Annotated in this window: 11 protein-coding genes; 6 read left to right on the top strand and 5 right to left on the bottom strand. The window is 68.2% G+C overall.

The window, feature by feature from the left end:
• Positions 1 to 11 precede the first annotated feature (11 nt).
• The gene (locus N4S67_RS18410; protein ID WP_260994434.1) at positions 12 to 1070 is read left to right on the top strand and encodes a sulfate/molybdate ABC transporter ATP-binding protein; all 1059 of its coding nucleotides are present in this window, start codon (positions 12 to 14) and stop codon (positions 1068 to 1070) included.
• A gap of 18 nt (positions 1071 to 1088) precedes the next feature.
• Here N4S67_RS18410 and N4S67_RS18405 read toward each other — a convergent pair whose 3' ends face one another.
• Positions 1089 to 1442, bottom strand: a complete 354-nt coding sequence (locus tag N4S67_RS18405; RefSeq protein ID WP_260994433.1) for an ArsR/SmtB family transcription factor — start codon at positions 1440 to 1442, stop codon at positions 1089 to 1091.
• A 69-nt stretch (positions 1443 to 1511) separates the two neighbouring features.
• On the opposite strand from N4S67_RS18405, the gene N4S67_RS18400 reads away from it, so the two are divergent.
• Complete coding sequence (locus tag N4S67_RS18400) at positions 1512 to 3452, top strand: heavy metal translocating P-type ATPase (protein ID WP_260994432.1); 1941 nt, start codon at positions 1512 to 1514, stop codon at positions 3450 to 3452.
• Here N4S67_RS18400 and N4S67_RS18395 read toward each other — a convergent pair whose 3' ends face one another.
• The 3 genes from N4S67_RS18395 to N4S67_RS18385 are packed head-to-tail and all read right to left on the bottom strand — an operon-like array spanning position 3453 to position 6525.
• Positions 3453 to 4175, bottom strand: coding sequence for a sirohydrochlorin chelatase (locus tag N4S67_RS18395; RefSeq protein ID WP_260994431.1), 723 nt, complete (start codon positions 4173 to 4175; stop codon positions 3453 to 3455).
• A complete protein-coding gene (locus N4S67_RS18390; protein ID WP_260994721.1) occupies positions 4154 to 4846 on the bottom strand; it encodes a phosphoadenylyl-sulfate reductase in 693 nt (230 codons plus the stop codon). The genes N4S67_RS18395 and N4S67_RS18390 overlap by 22 nt, the downstream gene beginning before the upstream one ends.
• An 8-nt stretch (positions 4847 to 4854) precedes the next feature.
• Positions 4855 to 6525: a nitrite/sulfite reductase gene (locus N4S67_RS18385; RefSeq protein WP_260994430.1), complete on the bottom strand. Its 1671-nt coding sequence runs from the start codon at positions 6523 to 6525 to the stop codon at positions 4855 to 4857.
• 293 nt (positions 6526 to 6818) lie between these two features.
• On the opposite strand from N4S67_RS18385, the gene hemW reads away from it, so the two are divergent.
• The 4 genes from hemW (at position 6819) to N4S67_RS18365 (ending at position 14620) form a co-directional block, all read left to right on the top strand.
• Entirely contained in the window at positions 6819 to 7994 is a 1176-nt protein-coding gene (hemW, locus tag N4S67_RS18380) for a radical SAM family heme chaperone HemW (protein ID WP_260994429.1), read from the top strand.
• A gap of 117 nt (positions 7995 to 8111) precedes the next feature.
• Complete coding sequence (locus N4S67_RS18375; RefSeq protein ID WP_260994428.1) at positions 8112 to 8624, top strand: sigma-70 family RNA polymerase sigma factor; 513 nt, start codon at positions 8112 to 8114, stop codon at positions 8622 to 8624.
• Positions 8621 to 9319: a hypothetical protein gene (locus N4S67_RS18370; RefSeq protein WP_260994427.1), complete on the top strand. Its 699-nt coding sequence runs from the start codon at positions 8621 to 8623 to the stop codon at positions 9317 to 9319. The genes N4S67_RS18375 and N4S67_RS18370 overlap by 4 nt, the downstream gene beginning before the upstream one ends.
• 141 nt (positions 9320 to 9460) lie before the next feature.
• Complete coding sequence (locus N4S67_RS18365) at positions 9461 to 14620, top strand: type I polyketide synthase (RefSeq protein ID WP_260994426.1); 5160 nt, start codon at positions 9461 to 9463, stop codon at positions 14618 to 14620.
• Between the two features lie 27 nt (positions 14621 to 14647).
• On the opposite strand, the gene N4S67_RS18360 is transcribed toward N4S67_RS18365, so the two are convergent.
• Positions 14648 to 16300 carry a (2,3-dihydroxybenzoyl)adenylate synthase gene (locus N4S67_RS18360; RefSeq protein WP_260994425.1) on the bottom strand — a complete coding sequence of 551 codons (1653 nt, stop codon included), beginning with the start codon at positions 16298 to 16300 and terminating at the stop codon, positions 14648 to 14650.
• Between the last annotated feature and the right edge of the window lie 84 nt (positions 16301 to 16384).

Genomic DNA, 16384 nt, shown 5'->3' with positions numbered 1-16384 from the left:
GGAGACCTGACATGAACAACGCCATCACCGTTCGCGGCGCGAACAAGCACTACGGCGATTTCGCCGCGCTGGACAACATCGACTTCGACGTCCCTGCGGGTTCGCTGACGGCCCTCCTCGGGCCGAGCGGGTCGGGCAAGTCGACGCTGCTGCGCGCCATCGCGGGCCTGGACCAGCCCGACACCGGCACCATCACGATCAACGGACAGGACGTCACTCGTGTGCCTCCGCAACAGCGCGGCATCGGCTTCGTGTTCCAGCACTACGCCGCGTTCAAGCATCTGACGGTCCGCGACAACGTCGCGTTCGGCCTGCGGATCCGCAAGCGGCCGAAGTCCGAGATCACCGAGAAGGTCGACAATCTGCTGGAAGTAGTGGGACTGGCAGGTTTTCAGACGCGCTATCCGAACCAACTGTCCGGCGGCCAGCGTCAGCGCATGGCGTTGGCCCGCGCACTGGCCGTAGACCCACAGGTGCTTCTGCTCGACGAACCGTTCGGGGCGCTGGACGCCAAGGTTCGCGAAGACCTGCGGGCGTGGCTGCGCAGACTTCACGATGAGGTGCACGTCACCACGGTCCTGGTCACCCACGACCAGGCGGAGGCGCTGGACGTGGCTGACCGAATCGCGGTCCTCAACAAGGGGCGCATCGAACAGGTCGGCTCGCCGACCGATGTCTACGACAAGCCGGCCAATGCGTTCGTGATGTCTTTTCTCGGCGCGGTCGCGTCGCTGAACGGCACATTGGTTCGGCCACACGACATCCGGGTGGGCCGCAATCCGGACATGGCGATCGCGAACACCGACGACACCGTTCAGGCGACCGGCGTTCTGCGCGCGACGATCGACCGAATCGTCATGCTGGGCTTCGAGGTTCGCGTGGAGCTGACCAACGCAGCCGACAAGACATCGTTCACCGCGCAGATCACCCGCGGTGACGCCGAGGCGCTGGGGCTCAGGGAGGGTGACACCGTCTACGTGCGGGCGACCCGGGTGCCGACCCTGCCGGGCGGCACCGACATCCCGAAGTCCGACGAGGCCGACGAAGACCAGGCGTTGACGAGGGCCTAGGTAACCGCTGGAGCGCGGTCAAGCGGTCGCGTCGCGCGCGCCGAGACGCAGGTGCTCGATGTGGTAGACGGCCTCGTCGAGCAGTTGAGCGACGTGGTTGTCGTACAGCCGGTAGATGATGGTGCGCCCGTTGCGATCACCGGTCACCAGCCCGAGGGTCCGCAGCAGTCGGAGTTGGTTCGAGACCGCCGGCTGTTCCATCCCGACCGCTGCGGACAACTCGGTGACCGAGCATGGCGAGTGACGCAACCGGGTGAGGATCAGCAGGCGATTGGGAGAGGCCAGGGCCTGCAGAGTCTCTGCGACTTTGGCCGCCGACGACGGGTCCAACGTCGCCGGGGGCGCCGACCGACCTTCCACTCCGTGGCCCATCTGTCCATTGAAACACCGTTTCACCCAGACAGATGACACATTTACATCTCTACATGTATACAGACAAGTATGACGACGAGGACGCCGACGCCTGCCGGCAGTGCACTGTCCGCACGCGACCAACGGCCGGCCAGTACCTGGCAGGTTGTGGCGTGGTCGGTGCCTTCGGTGCGCTGGGCGGCCGCCGCGCTGGCGTTGTTCCTGGTCGGGCTGGCAGCGCAGCTTCTCGAAGTGCCCGTCGCAGTGTGGTGGGCGTGCTACCTGGCGTGTTACCTGACCGGCGGGTGGCAGTCCGCCCTCGAGGGCCTGAAAGCGTTGCGCGCGAAGCGTCTTGACGTCGATCTGCTGATGATCGCTGCGGCTATCGGCGCGGCCGCCATCGGGCAGATATTCGACGGCGCTCTCCTGATTGTCATCTTCGCGACGTCGGGCGCTCTGGAGGATCTCGCGACCAGACGCACCGAGGACTCGGTCAGGAGCCTGCTGACCTTGGCACCCGATCGGACGGCGCGGATTCGGCCCGGCGGCGGCGAAGAGGTCGTTTCGGCCGATGACCTGAGAATCGGTGATGTCGTCGTCGTCAGGCCCGGTGAGCGAATCTCCGCAGACGGCGTGGTGGTGTCCGGATACTCTGACGTCGACCAAGCGTCGATCACCGGCGAATCCATGCCCGCGCAGAAGGCGACCGGCGACGAGGTCTACGCCGGAACTCTCAACGGCAGTGGGGGATTGCGCATCGAGGTCTCGCGCAATCCGTCGCAGACGGTAGTGGCACGCATCGTCGCCATGGTCGCGGATGCCTCCGCCACCAAGGCCAAGACACAGTTGTTCATCGAGAAAGTCGAGCAGCGCTATTCGGCGGCGGTCGTGGCGGCGACGATCGCCCTCGTCGTCGTTCCGATGACGCTGGGCGCGGATTTCGAGTCGACCCTGCTGCGCGCCATGACGTTCATGATCGTCGCGTCGCCGTGCGCAGTTGTGCTGGCGACGATGCCGCCCCTGCTGTCCGCCGTCGCCAACGCGGGCCGCCATGGCGTATTGGTCAAGTCCGCAGTCGCGATGGAACGGCTCGCCGATGTCTCGGTCGTGGCACTGGACAAGACAGGAACACTCACTCGCGGCAGGCCCCGCCTGACCCGAATCGTCCTCCTGCAGAGAGACTTCGACGCCGACGGTCTGTTGGCGGTGGCCGCCGCGGCCGAGCGTTCCAGTGAGCACCCGCTCGGCCGGGCGATCGTCGCGGCGGCGCAGGAACGCGGCGTGGCGGTGCCCGGCGCCGAGGAATTCATCGCGCTGCCGGGCCGCGGGGTGCGGGCGACCGTCCACGGCCGCCGAATCGAGGTTCTGAGCCCCGCCCGTAGCGGCAACCCGGCGGTCGTCTCGGACATGCAGAACGGCGGCGAGACAGTCGTCGTCATCACTGTCGACGGGTGCCCGGCGGGCGTCATGGGTCTGGCTGACGACGCCCGCTCGGACGCGGCCGACGCCGTGCGGATGATCGGCCGTCTCACCGCGACCGGACCCGTTCTGTTGACTGGCGACCACCGTCAGGCGGCGACGCGGCTGGCGGACGAAGTCGGGATTTCCGATGTCCGGGCGGGCCTGCTTCCGGCCCGGAAGGTCGATGCCATCCGCGATCTGCAAGCCGAGGGGGCCAAGGTGCTGTTCGCCGGCGACGGTGTCAACGACGCGCCCGCGATGGCCGCGGCACACTCCTCGATCGCGATGGGTTGCGCCGGCGCGGATCTGAGCATCGAGACCGCCGACGCGGTCGTCGTCCGGGACGACCTCGCGGCCATCCCGACAGCGGTCGCCCTCGCGAGACGGGCTCGCCGAGTCGTCATTGCGAACCTCGTCATCGCCGCGACCTTCATCGCGGTCCTGGTCGCGTGGGATCTGTTCGGGAATCTGCCGCTGCCGCTCGGCGTGGCAGGGCATGAAGGGTCGACGATCCTGGTGGCGCTGAATGGGTTACGTCTGCTTCGAAGTCGGGCGTGGCGCATGCCGTGACTACGCCGCGGTACGGACCTCGGCGACTGCGTCGAAGCGATCCAGTGCGGTCGCGGCGACAAGATTGTGCGAACCCAGCGGTTCGGACATCGCAATGCCGTGTGCCACGGCGTAAGACGCCACCCGGTCGGTGATACGCCCGTGTGCCAGGAACCACGGTGCGATTACCAGCCGGTGGGCACCGACGGCGCGCAACCGTACCGCCGCCTCGTCGAGGCCGGGATGCGGTCCGGTGGCGAACGCGACTTCGGCTCCGGCCCAACGGGTCCCGGTCCGCAACGCTTGTGCGACGGTGGCGGTTCGCGCGTTGGCGCGCGCGTCAGACGAGCCGACGGCGACGACGATCACCCCGAGGCCCGTGTCGTCCGGGGAGGTGCCCATCTCGGCCAGTCGCAGTCGCAGCACGGTCAACAGTGCGGGATCCTCGCCGAGCACCTGGGCCTGTTCCATTACGGCGCCTGACTCGTCGATCGCTGCCGGTATATCGGTTCGCGCGTGGTAGGCGTCGGCGAGCAGAAACGGAACGACGACACCGCCATCGGGCAGGTCGCGCAGCAGGTCGGGCAGGTTCGGGGCGTCCTTCTCGAGGAAGGCCGCCCGGACGTCGAGCCACGGCCGAAGTCGCCGGATCCGGCCCGCCACCGCGTGCGTCACCGCGGCCGACCGCGGATCGGCGCTGCCGTGGGCGGCCAGGACGAGCGTCACGACGCGTGCAGCCCGCATTCGATCTTGCCGGTCCCCGCCCAACGGCCACTGCGCGGATCGGCGCCCTCGACGGGCTTCGACGTGCACGGCGCGCAGCCGATCGACGGATAGCCCTCGTAGACAAGAGGATTGACGAGAACACCGTTGGCGTCGATGTAGGTCTGCATGTCCTCGTCGGTCCAGGCCGCCAGCGGGTTGATCTTGACCAGTCCGAAAGCCTTGTCCCAGCTGATCAGTGGCGCATTGGCGCGCGTCGGAGCTTCGACACGACGGATGCCGGTCACCCATGCGGAATATCCGCGCAGAGCCTTGGACAGCGGCTCCACCTTGCGCATCCGGCAGCACTCGTTGGGCTCTCGGGCGAAGAGGTCCTTGCCGAACAGTTCGTCCTGTTTGGCGACGCTGTTCTCGGGCCCGACGTTGACGATGTTGACGTCGTAGACCGCCTCGACCGCGTCGCGGGTCCCGATCGTCTCGACGAAGTGGTACCCGGTGTCGAGGAACAGAACGTCGACGCCGGGGCGCACCTTTGCGGCCATGTCGACGAGCACCGCGTCCTGCATGTTCGACGCGACGATGTAGTTGCCACCGAAGTTCTCATCGGTCCAGCGCAGCAGGTCCGCCGCGCTAGCGCCGTCCAGTTCGGCGGCGCCGCGCTCGGCCAGCGCCTGCAGGTCGCTCTCGGCCATCACTTCCGTCACCTCAGATCCGCCTCGTCTGCTCGTATCGCCCACGTAGCGAAACGCTCGCCCTGCTCTCTTTGTTTCACGAAGTTGCGAACGACCCGGTCGATGTAGTCGCCGAGCTCGGTCGACACCACTTTGTGCTGGCGCAGTTTGCGGCCGAATCCGCTGTCCAGCCCGAGGCTGCCGCCCAAATGGACTTGGAAACCCTCGACGGAGTTGCCGTCGCCGTCGTCGACCATTTGGCCCTTGAAGCCGATGTCGGCCACCTGAATGCGGGCGCAGGAGTTCGGGCAACCGTTGATGTTGACGGTGATCGGCACATCGAGTTGACCGTTGATGTCCTCGAGCCGCTTCTCCAGCTCGGGCACCAGCACCTGCGCGCGGTTGCGCGTCTCGGCGAACGACAGCTTGCAATACTCGATGCCCGTGCAGGCCATCAGATTCTTGCGCCACGACGACGGACGCGACGGCAGCCCCAGCGCGTCGAGGCCCGCGACCAGCTCGTCGAGCTTTTCGTCGGGGACGTCGAGAATGACCAACTTCTGATACGGCGTGAGCCGGATCCGATCGGAGCCCGCGGCCTCGGCGAGGTCGGCGACCTTGGTCAAGATGGTGCCGGTCACGCGGCCTGCGACCGGAGCGACGCCGACGGCGTTGCGCCCGTTCTTCTGCTTCTGCACACCGACGTGGTCGATCGGATGCTTCAGCGGTTCGGGTGCGGGACCGTCGATCAGCTTGCGACCCAGATACTCCTGTTCGAGAACTTCACGGAATTTTCCAATGCCCCAGTCCTTGATCAGGAACTTCAGCCGGGCCTTACTGCGCAATCGGCGGTAGCCGTAGTCGCGGAACACCGACGTCACGGCCTCCCACACCTCCGGCACCTCGTCCAGCGGCACCCAGACGCCGAGGCGCTGCGCCAGCATCGGGTTGGTGGACAGTCCGCCGCCGACCCATACGTCGAGGCCGGGTCCGTGCTCGGGATGGTTGACCCCGATGAACGCGATGTCGTTGACCTCGTGCGCGACGTCCTGCAGACCCGACACCGCGGTCTTGTACTTGCGCGGAAGGTTGGAGAACGACGGATTGCCGACGAATCGGCGAACGATCTCGTCGACCGCCCAGGTCGGGTCGAGGACCTCGTCAAGCGACTCGCCGGCCAGTGGCGAACCCAGCACCACGCGTGGGCAGTCGCCGCACGCCTCGGTGGTCTGCAGGCCGACCGCGGCGAGCCGGTCCCAGATCTCGGGGACATCCTCGATGCGGATCCAGTGGTACTGCACGTTCTCGCGGTCGCTGATGTCAGCTGTGTCGCGGGCGAACTCGGTGGAGATCTCGCCGATCGTGCGCAGCGCGGCGCTGGTGAGTGCCCCGCCGTCGCAGCGCACCCGCATCATGAAGTACTTGGCTTCCAGGATGTCGGCATTCTCGTCGCCGGTCCAGGTGCCGTCATAACCCTGCTCACGCTGGGTGTACAGGCCCATCCACCGCATCCGGCCGCGCAGGTCCTGCTTGTCGATGCTGTCGAAGCCCTGCTTCGAGTAGATGTCGACGATTCGTGCGCGCACGTTGAGCGCGTCGTCGTCCTTCTTGAACTGCTCGTTGGGATTGAGCGGCTCGCGGTAGCCGAGCGCCCATTGGCCCTCGCCGCGCGGGCGTTTGACGGGCTTTGCGGTGGTCATGTTTGGGCTCCTTCGTGGAGCCGGATCGCGCGGATCACCGGGGGGCTGTCCGGTGGCGCAGATCCGGCAGCCAAACTGAAAATCAGGTGGGCAGGTCTACGACGTCAAGGCAGACAGCAACAGGTACATACGCGCTTGAAGTCGACATGCAGCCGCGCCACCAGCGAGACACGCTGGGTCAAGCCGCGGGTGGCAGTCACGCGTCCAATTGTGCCACGACCGTCGGCGTATGCCCTAACCGGCCGAGATTTGCGCTCAGGGTGAGCAAAAGTCCGCTCTGGGAGACTGGTCGAATGACCGCCCGCACCGCGCCTGTGGAACTGCCACTGCAGGCAGTCACGCCAGGGCGCGCGTTCGGCATCTATATCCATGTCCCGTTCTGCGCGACGCGCTGTGGATACTGCGACTTCAACACCTACACACCCGCGGAGCTGAGCGGGGCGAATCCCGACGGCTGGCTCGAAGCGCTGCGCGTCGAGTTGGCGCTTGCGGCCGCTCGACTGGACTCACCGCCGTCCGTCGACACCGTCTTCGTGGGCGGCGGAACGCCGTCGCTGCTCGGTGCCGCCGGCCTGACGGCGGTCCTCGACGCCGTGCGCACGCACTTCACGCTGGCCGCAGACGCCGAGGTCACCACCGAGTCCAATCCCGAGTCCACATCGCCGGACATGTTCGCGGGTCTTCGCGCCGCCGGTTTCACCCGCGTCTCCCTCGGCATGCAATCTGCCGCGCCGCATGTGTTGGCGGCGCTGGACCGCGTGCACTCACCGGGCCGGGCGCTGGCCGCGGCGCGTGAGGCGCGCGCGGCCGGATTCGACCACGTCAACCTCGACCTGATCTACGGCACGCCGGGGGAAACCGACGACGATCTGCTGCGCTCCGTCGACGTGGTGCTCGAGGCCGGCGTCGACCACGTGTCGGGCTACGCGCTTGTGGTCGAGGACGGAACCGCGCTGGCAAGGCGGGTGCGGCGGGGTGAGATCGCGATGCCCGACAACGACGTGCTGGCGCAGCGTTACGAACTGCTCGACACCCGCCTGCGGGCGGCAGGCCTGGACTGGTACGAGGTGTCGAACTGGAGCAGGCCCGGCGGCGAGTGCCGGCACAACATCGGGTACTGGAACGGCGGGCAGTGGTGGGGCGCCGGACCCGGCGCCCACGGCTATGTGGGCGCGACGCGGTGGTGGAACGTCAAACATCCGAGCACCTATGCCCACCTGCTGAGCGACGGCAGTTTGCCGGTGGCCGACTTCGAGGAACTCGACCAGGTCGCGGCGCACACCGAGGAGGTCATGCTGCGGGTGCGGATGCGCGACGGCCTGCCGCTGGCGCTGTTGAGCGGCGCCGAACGACGGCGGGCCGAGGCCGTGATCGCAGATGGGCTGGTGACCCGCGACGCCGACCGGCTAATCCTCACCGACCGCGGTCGCTTGTTGGCCGACGCGGTGGTCCGCACTCTGCTTGACTGAGAATCTTCCTGCGATTTGAACGATTGACCGGTGGTGTTCCGTTGTGAGCAGTGACGACGACGGAGAGCGAGGATTGTTCGGGTGCACGGCACATGACTGCGCACGCGAGGTGCATCGATGAGCGCTGACGAGCAGGCCGCGCTTCTGCGGGCGATCCACGACGCCCACAGCCGGGACCTGCTGCGCTATGTACTGCGACTCACCAGGGGAGACATGCCGTTCGCCGAGGACGTGGTGCAGGAGTCGCTGCTGCGACTCTGGCGTAAGCCGGAGATCCTCGAGCAGTCGAGCGAGTCGGCGCGGGCATGGCTGTTCACCGTCGCCCGCAATCTCGTGATCGACGACCGGCGCAGCGCGCGATACGCCCGGGAACTGCAGAGCGACAACGTCCCCGAGCGGCCGTCACTCGACGCGATTGGGCCCGCCGTCGACAAGTGGGTGCTCGCCGAGGCGCTGAAGTCGCTGTCGCCCGATCACCGCTCCGTGATCGTCCGCGCCTACTACCTCGGCCAGACGGTCGCCGACATCGCCGGCCACGAGCAGATCCCGCCGGGAACGGTCAAGTCCAGGCTTCACTACGCGCTGCGCGCGTTACGAATTGCATTGCAGGAGAGGGGGGTTGTGCAATGACCAGCCATCTGCCCGACGACAACCTTGCCGAGTGGGACGCCGCTTATGTTCTCGGTGCATTGAGCCTGGAGGACCGACGCGCCTACGAGGACTATCTCGCCGCCAACCCGTCTCGCGCCTCCGAACTGACCGAGCTGGCCGGGATGCCCGCCATTCTCGACGCGCTGAGTCGCGACGAGGCCGTGGCGTTGGCCGGCCTCGACGACAGCGGAGCGGCCGCGGCTGACAACGATGTCGCATCGCTGGCGCACGCGGCGGCCAAGCGGCACCGGCGATCGCGGCGCGCCGGGCTTGGGGTCGCGGTCGCCGCGGCCGCCGGGCTGGCGATCATCGGTGGCGTCGTCGGGGCGACCGTGTTCCCGCGCACACCCGCGGTGCAGACGGTGGCGATGGCACCGATGCAACCCGGTGCGCGCGAGGGACTCACCGCGCAACTCGCCGTCAGCGAGAAGAAGTGGGGCACCGAGCTGAACTGGGCCTGCGAGTACACCAAGGACTGGTCGCGCGACGTCGACAGCTACGACATCGTCGTCACGACCGACGACGGCAGGCAGACCGTCGTGGGGTCGTGGAAGCCGGCTGGAGACGAGGCGACCGGACTCTCGGCAGCCACCAGCATTCCGACGCCGCAGATCCGCACGGTCGACATCCGGGTCTCCGGGACGGATCAACCGTTGGCGGTTGCCTCTGTGTGACGGGCCGTTGTGTGCCACGCCATGGCGCGAAACGCCTGGTAGGTCTCCGGCGGCTCCCGGCCTGTGCGAGTATTACCCGCATGGCGAGCGGCTCCTTAGGGAAGGCTAAGCACACTTGGCCCGGATCGGGGCCGCGCTGACGTGACCGAGTACGCGTCCGAACCGATCGCGATCGTCGGCATCGGCTGCCGGCTGGCCGGTGACATCACGACCCCAGCGAAGTTCTGGCAGTTCCTGCTCGACGGCGGCAGTCATGTCACCGAGATCCCCGCTGACCGCTGGGAGCCGTACCTGCGCCGCGACCCGCGCAACGCGGCGGTGCTCAAGGACACCACCCGGTTTGGGACGTTCCTCGACGATCTCGCCGGGTTCGACGCGGAGTTCTTCGGAGTGTCCCCGCGCGAAGCGGAGTTGATGGATCCGCAGCAGCGGCTGGCGCTCGAAGTCAGTTGGGAGGCACTCGAACACGCCGGTGTGCCTCCGCGGTCCCTCGCGGGCAGCGATACGGCCGTGCTGATGGGCGTCAACTCCGACGACTACGGCAAGTTGATCATGGAGGATCTACCGGGCATCGAGGCGTGGACCGGCATCGGTACCTCGTTGTGCGGCATCGCGAACCGGGTCTCACACCTGCTCGACCTGCGCGGGCCCAGTGTCGCGCTCGATGCGGCTTGCGCCGCGTCGCTGGTCGCGGTCCATCAAGCGTGTCAGATGCTGCGTGCGGGGGAGACGTCGCTGGCACTGGCGGGTGGGGTCAGCGCGCTCATCGGCCCCGGGCTGACGCGTGTGCTCGACGTGGCGGGCGCGACCGCTCCGGACGGCAGGTGCAAGACGTTCGACGCCGCGGCCGACGGCTACGGCCGGGGCGAAGGCGCGGGCGTGGTGGTGCTCAAGCGCCTCGCCGACGCGATGCGCGACGGCGACCGCGTGCTGGCCCTCGTGCGCGGAGGCGCCGTCGCACAGGACGGCCGCACGGTCGGCATCATGTCGCCCAACGGCGATGCCCAGGCCGACATGTTCCGTCGCGCATGCGCTTCCGCGGGCGTCGCGCCCACCAGTGTCGACTTCGTCGAGGCGCACGGAACCGGCACGCCGACCGGTGACCCCACCGAGGTGCGCGCGCTCGCCGATGTCTACGGCGCCGACCGGCCCGCCGACGACCTGTGCCGCATCGGTTCGGTGAAGCCGAACGTCGGCCACCTCGAAGGTGGCGCAGGAGTGGTCGGTCTCATCAAGACGACGCTGGCACTGCACCATGAGGCGATCCCGCCGACGGCAGGTGTCCGGCGGCTCACTCCCGCGATCGACTGGGCCGACAGCGGGCTGCGGGTGCCCACGGACGTCGAACCGTGGCCCCGTACGGACACCGCACCGCGGCGTGCGGCGGTGTGCAGCTACGGGTACGGCGGCACCATCGCGCACGTCCTGCTCGAGGAAGCGCCGACGCGACCGGCGCCCGAGGGCGCGCCTTGCACCTCGTCGCCAGCGGTGATCCCGATATCCGCGCGCTCGGCGACCCGACTGCGCGTGCACGCCCGTTCGCTGTCCGAACACCTACGCACGACCGAGGATTCGCTGGATCGCGTGGCCGCGACGATGTGGCTGCGTCGTTCGCACGAACCTGTGCGCGCGGCCGTCGTCGCCGAGGATCTCGACGGGCTGGTATCCGGCCTCGATGCGCTCGCGAACGACGTGCCCGACCCCGCGGTCGTCACCGCTGCCGCGGTGCCCGCCGCGACCGATGGCGCCGTATGGGTGTTCTCCGGCCACGGTTCGCACTGGCAGGGCATGGGCGGGCAGCTGCTCGACCATGAGCCGGCGTTCGCGGCGGTGATCGACGAGATCGACCCGGTATTCCTGCGCGAGTTAGGATTTCGCGCCCGTGACGCATTCACCTCCGGCGAGCTCGGTGGGACCGACCGCGTCCAGGCGCTGACATTCGCGATGCAGGTCGGACTGGCCGCCGTGCTGCGCGCACGCGGTGTGGCTCCCGCCGCGGTGATCGGGCACTCGGTCGGCGAGGTCGCCGCCTGCGTGACAGCAGGCGTGTTCGACCTGACGGTGGGCGCGGCGGTGGCGTGCTACCGGGCCAGAGGATTTCAGTCGGTGGCCGGACAGGGTGCCATGGCCCTTGTTCGCCTGCCGTTCACCGAGGCCGAGAGGCGGCTGCACGGACGCGCCGACGTGGTCGCCGCGATCAGCGCCTCACCCCAGTCGACGGTGATCTCCGGCGCGGTCGCCGCCGTGGACGACATCTGCACGTCCTGGATCGACCAGGGCGTCATGGTGCGTCGGGTCAACACCGACGTCGCGTTCCATAGCCCGGCGATGGATGCGCTCACCAGCGAATTGGGCCGCCTCACGGCACAACTGCCGACACCGCGAGCCGCCGAAACACCCTTGTACACAACGGCACTGGCCGATCCGCGGTCAACAGCGCCGCGCGATGACCGGTACTGGATGGCGAACCTGCGTGACCGTGTTCGGTTCGCAGAGGCGGTCGGTGCCGCGGCGGCAGACGGTCACCGGCGCTTCCTCGAGGTGTCCGCGCATCCGGTCGTCGCGCACTCGATTGTGGAGACGTTGACGCAAGCGGGGATCGAGGAGAACGCGGTGGTTCCGCTGCTTCGACGCGACCGCCCTGAACTGCAGTCAATCGCCATCGCATTGGCCGCACTTCACTGCGCAGGCGCGACCGTGGGCCACGGCACGGTGGACTCCGCGCGGTGGGCATCCGATCTGCCTGTCACCCAGTGGCAGCATCGCCGCTTCTGGCGCACACCCACACCGCCACCCGGCGGGCGTGGCGTGCACGACGTCGACAGCCACACGTTGCTCGGGGGGAGGATCGAGGTCACCGGAGCGGTCGCGTCGCAAATGTGGCAGACCCGGCTCGACCTGTCCACCCGGCCCTACCCCGGTAGCCATCCCGTGCAGAACACCGAAATCGTGCCTGCGGCAGTCATTCTCAACACATTCCTCGCCGCCGCGGCGGATCTGAAGACCGGCACCGACCTCGTCGACGTGCGACTTCGGACACCAGTGGCGCCGAGCCGCACCCGCGATGTCCAGGTGGTGCTGCAGGACCGGGGGCTGACCTTGTCGACGCGTCTGGTCGACGATGACGAGTCGGCCGACGACGGCGGGTGGCTCACCCACAGCAGCGCGGTCGCCGCCGCGGACGACGACATCGGGGATCTCCTCGGGCAGGTGCTCGACGAGCGCGCCGCCCGACGGCGGTGCGCCGAGGAGCTACCGTCCGGGCACGTGGTGGACACCCTGGCCACCCTCGGCGTCGCGGCGATGGGCTTCCCCTGGGAAGTAGTCCAATTGCACAGAGGTGATGGTGAGTTGATCGCCCGCGTTGCCGCACACACCAACAGGTCGCAGCCCGACACCTGGGCGTCGCTCCTGGACGCCGCGACCTCGGCCGCTTCGACGGTGTTCGACGGTCCGCCGCGGCTGCGGATGCCCGCCCGGGTCGAACGGGTGCGGGTCCACGGCAAGCCACCCTCGTTGGCGCTCTTGCAGGTCCGGCGCCGCCCGGGAACGACGACCACCGACGTCCTGATCTCCGAGGAGTCGGGTAGCGTATGTGCCGCGCTGACCGGAATGTCATTCGAGGAGTTGGAAAGCCCAACGGGCAACGACGTTTCGCGGATGCTGCACCACGTGACCTGGCACTCCGTGCCGTGGCGGCAGGGCAGCCCACCGAGCGCGGTGATCCTCGTCGGCGGCGACGCAGAGACCCGCGGCTTCGTCGCCCGAGATCTCGCGACCGCCGAGGTCCCGTACCTCGCATATACCGATCCCATCGAAATCGTCCCGACAGAAGCGGAATTCGACCCCGACGCGGTGGTACTCGTTCTCCCGGGCCTCGACGAGGCGCCGGCGACGGCGGTCGACCTAGTGATGCGCACGTTGCGACACCTTCTCGATCGGGGCGCGACAGCGCGGCTGTGGGTGCTCACCCATCGTGTGCACGAGGGTGCGAACGTCACACACGCGCCGCTGTGGGGCCTGGCGCGGGTGGCCGCCGCCGAGCACCCGGCGCTCTTCGGCGGCGTGCTCGATCTGGCCGATGCGCATCTTCCCGTGGGCGCGTTCGCCTCGCTGCCAGGCCATTCCGTTGTGGTGCTGCGCGAGGGCGTCGCGCAGGTCGCCCGGCTGGCATCCGCGGGTCCCGGTTACGGGGCGCCGATGCAGTGCTCAGCGGGTGGCACCTATGTCATCACCGGCGGAACCGGCGTTCTGGGGCTGCGAATGGCCCAGCGCCTCGCCGACATCGGCGCGCGGCGGTTGGTGTTGTTATCTCGCAGCGGAATGCCCGACCGGTCAAATTGGCAGGCCGACACCGAACTCGTGCGAACCGTCGCGGGACTCGAGGAGCGCGGGGTGTCGGTGCACGTCGTCGCTCTCGACATCGCGGCACCCGACGCCGCCGACGCACTGCGGGCGGAACTGCGGCACCTGCCGGCGGTGCGCGGTGTCATCCACGCCGCAGGCGTGGAAGCCGGCGCGCTACTGGTCAATACGACGGCGGACGACGTCGCGGCGGCGATGCGGCCCAAGGTCGACGGAACGCTGACCCTGCACGAGGTCTTCCCGCCCGAGCAGCTGGACTGGATGGTGCTGTTCTCGTCGTGCGGTTACCTGGCCGGCTTCCCCGGTCAGGGGGCATACGCCTGTGCGAACTCGTTCCTCGACGTCATGGCCCGGCACCGCCGCAGCCTGGGCGACCGCACCGTCAGCGTGGCGTGGACGGCGTGGCGTGGCCTGGGCATGGGGTCGACCTCCGGCTTCGTCGCCGCGCAGCTCGACGCGCTGGGCATGGGCACCATCGGCGCCGACGAGGCGGTGCGGGCGCTCGATCTGGCCATGCGCAGCGACCAGCCGAATGTCGTCGTACTGCCTGTGCTTCCGGCTGCCGCCGCGGTGCCGATGCTCGCCGATGTGGCACCGGCCGAGGCCGAGGACACCGTGCAGCCGCAGGCGCACGCCCGTGCTCTCGTCGGCGACGACGGGGAACCGGATCGGGAGCGGGTGGCGACCGTTGTCCGCACGGCGGTTGCCGCACAGCTCGGATTGTCCGAAGGCGATGTCGACACGGGCCTGCCGTTGGTGGAGATCGGCGTCGACTCGATCATGACCGTTGGGCTGCTGCGGCAGTTGGAGAAGCAGACGGGTCTGCCACTGCCGCCGACGTTGCTGTGGGAGTACCCGACGGCGACGGCGGTTGCTGCGCGGATTACTGAACTACTCGCGACTACTGCCGAACCGCAAGAGGTCGAGGTGTCCTGACCGGCGCCCGTGCCGCAGCCCCCGTCCTCAGCCCGACGCGAGCTGCGCGACGACCTTCTTCTTGTCGACCTTTCCGACCGCCGTTTTGGGCAGCGTCGGCATCGCCGCGAGTACGTCGGGACGCGCGTGCGCGGACACGCCCCGCTCGTCGAGAAATTGGTTCAGTTCGGCCAAGGTGATCGGTGCAGCGCTGAACACGACGGCAGCGCAGATCTTCTCGCCCAAGTACTCGTCGGGCAATGCGACCGCCGCGGCGGCATAGATCGCAGGATGCGCGAACAGGTGCTCCTCCAGATCCGACGCGGATACGGTCTCACCGCCTCGGTGGATGACGTCTTTGATGCGTCCGGTCACCTCGACGTAGCCGGCCCGCGGGCCGTCGGCGAAGATGCGAACCCGGTCACCCGTCCGGTAGAAGCCGTCCGGGCTGAACGACCGGGCGTTGGCCTCGTCGGCCCGGTAGTAGCCGTTGAGGGTGTAGGGCCCACGGACCAGCAACTCGCCCTCCTCACCGGGTGCCACCTCCGCGCCCGCTTCGTCCACCACGCGCATCTCGTCATGCGGCGACATCGGTCTGCCCTGCGTGTTCACCACGACGTCGATTGGGTCGCCGAGGCGGGTGAAATTGAGCATCCCCTCGGCCATTCCGAAGATCTGCGACAGTCCCGGCGTCAGCCCGTCTCGGATGTATCGGGCTTCCTCGGGTGTCATCCGTGATCCGCCCACCTGCACCAGGCGAAGCGATGTGGGTAGCACCGGTTCCCATTCACACGCCTGGGTCCACACCTTGGCAAGCGCGTTGACCAGTCCGGTGACCGTGATCTTGTACCGGTCGATCAGCGCGAACGCCGATTCCGGACTGGGGTCGGTGGTGAAAACCGTTGTGGCGCCCACCGTCATCGAACCCAGCAGGCCCGGGCAGGCCAGTGGAAAGTTGTGCCCGGCTGGGAGCGCGACGAGGTACACGTCGTCGCCGCTGAGCTCGCAGGCCTGCGCGCAAGCGACAGCGTTGTAGAGATAGTCGTTGTGGGTGCGGGCGATCAGTTTAGGCAAGCCGGTCGTGCCGCCCGAGACCAGTAGCAGCGCGGGCAGGTTCGGGTCGACCGGCTCGCGCTCGGCCGCAGGTGCGTCGAGATCGGCTAGCGCCGACCAGGATTCGAACGGTCCGGGATCGCCGTCGACGAACACGTGACGTAGCCCAGGGTGGGCATCGACCAGCTCCTGGGCCAGTTGCCGGTAGTCGAAGCCGGCGATGGTGTCGGCGACGATGAGGCCAACGGCTCCGCTGACCCCGGCGAAGTGGCTGAGTTCAGCCGCGCGGTGTCCCGGTAGGCACATCACGGGAACCGCACCCGCCCGCAGCGCACCGAACAATGCGACCGCGAACTGGCAGGTGTTGGGCAACTGCAGTAGCAGGCGGTCACCGGTGGCGATGCCGCGTTGGCGCAGCGCCGCGGCGACCCCGTCGGCCCGCTTCAAGAGTTCGGCGAATGTGTAGCTGACATTCGGGTCCGTCACTGCCGTGCGGTCCGGCCACGTGGCCGCCGCGTCGGTGAGGATCGAGTCCAGCGGACGATCCATCCAGTAGCCCAGGCGGCGATACTCGTCGGCACGGTCGGCGGGGAACGGCACGAAACCAGCCGTCAGGTCATCGAGATGAGACTCGAAACCGGTGCTCATGGGTGATATCGCCCCTGTCGGGTAGGTGTGTCCGGCAAATCGAAGATAGGGTAGCGTCCACCCGAGTTAGTTAGGGCAGCCTCT

It is taken from the genome of Mycobacterium deserti, from assembly GCF_025345615.1.
Classification (GTDB): Bacteria; Actinomycetota; Actinomycetes; order Mycobacteriales; family Mycobacteriaceae; genus Mycobacterium; species Mycobacterium deserti.
The sequence above is the reverse complement of the archived record's forward strand: the minus strand, read 5'-3'. Positions and strand labels throughout refer to the sequence as shown.

Bases quoted from the DNA above. Each gene is read 5' to 3' on its own strand.
- N4S67_RS18410 (WP_260994434.1), top strand. From the start codon at position 12: ATGAACAACGCCATCACCGTTCGCGGCGCGAACAAGCACTACGGCGAT.
- N4S67_RS18405 (WP_260994433.1), bottom strand. From the start codon at position 1,442: ATGGGCCACGGAGTGGAAGGTCGGTCGGCGCCCCCGGCGACGTTGGAC.
- N4S67_RS18400 (WP_260994432.1), top strand. From the start codon at position 1,512: ATGACGACGAGGACGCCGACGCCTGCCGGCAGTGCACTGTCCGCACGC.
- N4S67_RS18395 (WP_260994431.1), bottom strand. From the start codon at position 4,175: ATGCGGGCTGCACGCGTCGTGACGCTCGTCCTGGCCGCCCACGGCAGC.
- N4S67_RS18390 (WP_260994721.1), bottom strand. From the start codon at position 4,846: ATGGCCGAGAGCGACCTGCAGGCGCTGGCCGAGCGCGGCGCCGCCGAA.
- N4S67_RS18385 (WP_260994430.1), bottom strand. From the start codon at position 6,525: ATGACCACCGCAAAGCCCGTCAAACGCCCGCGCGGCGAGGGCCAATGG.
- hemW (WP_260994429.1), top strand. From the start codon at position 6,819: ATGACCGCCCGCACCGCGCCTGTGGAACTGCCACTGCAGGCAGTCACG.
- N4S67_RS18375 (WP_260994428.1), top strand. From the start codon at position 8,112: ATGAGCGCTGACGAGCAGGCCGCGCTTCTGCGGGCGATCCACGACGCC.
- N4S67_RS18370 (WP_260994427.1), top strand. From the start codon at position 8,621: ATGACCAGCCATCTGCCCGACGACAACCTTGCCGAGTGGGACGCCGCT.
- N4S67_RS18360 (WP_260994425.1), bottom strand. From the start codon at position 16,300: ATGAGCACCGGTTTCGAGTCTCATCTCGATGACCTGACGGCTGGTTTC.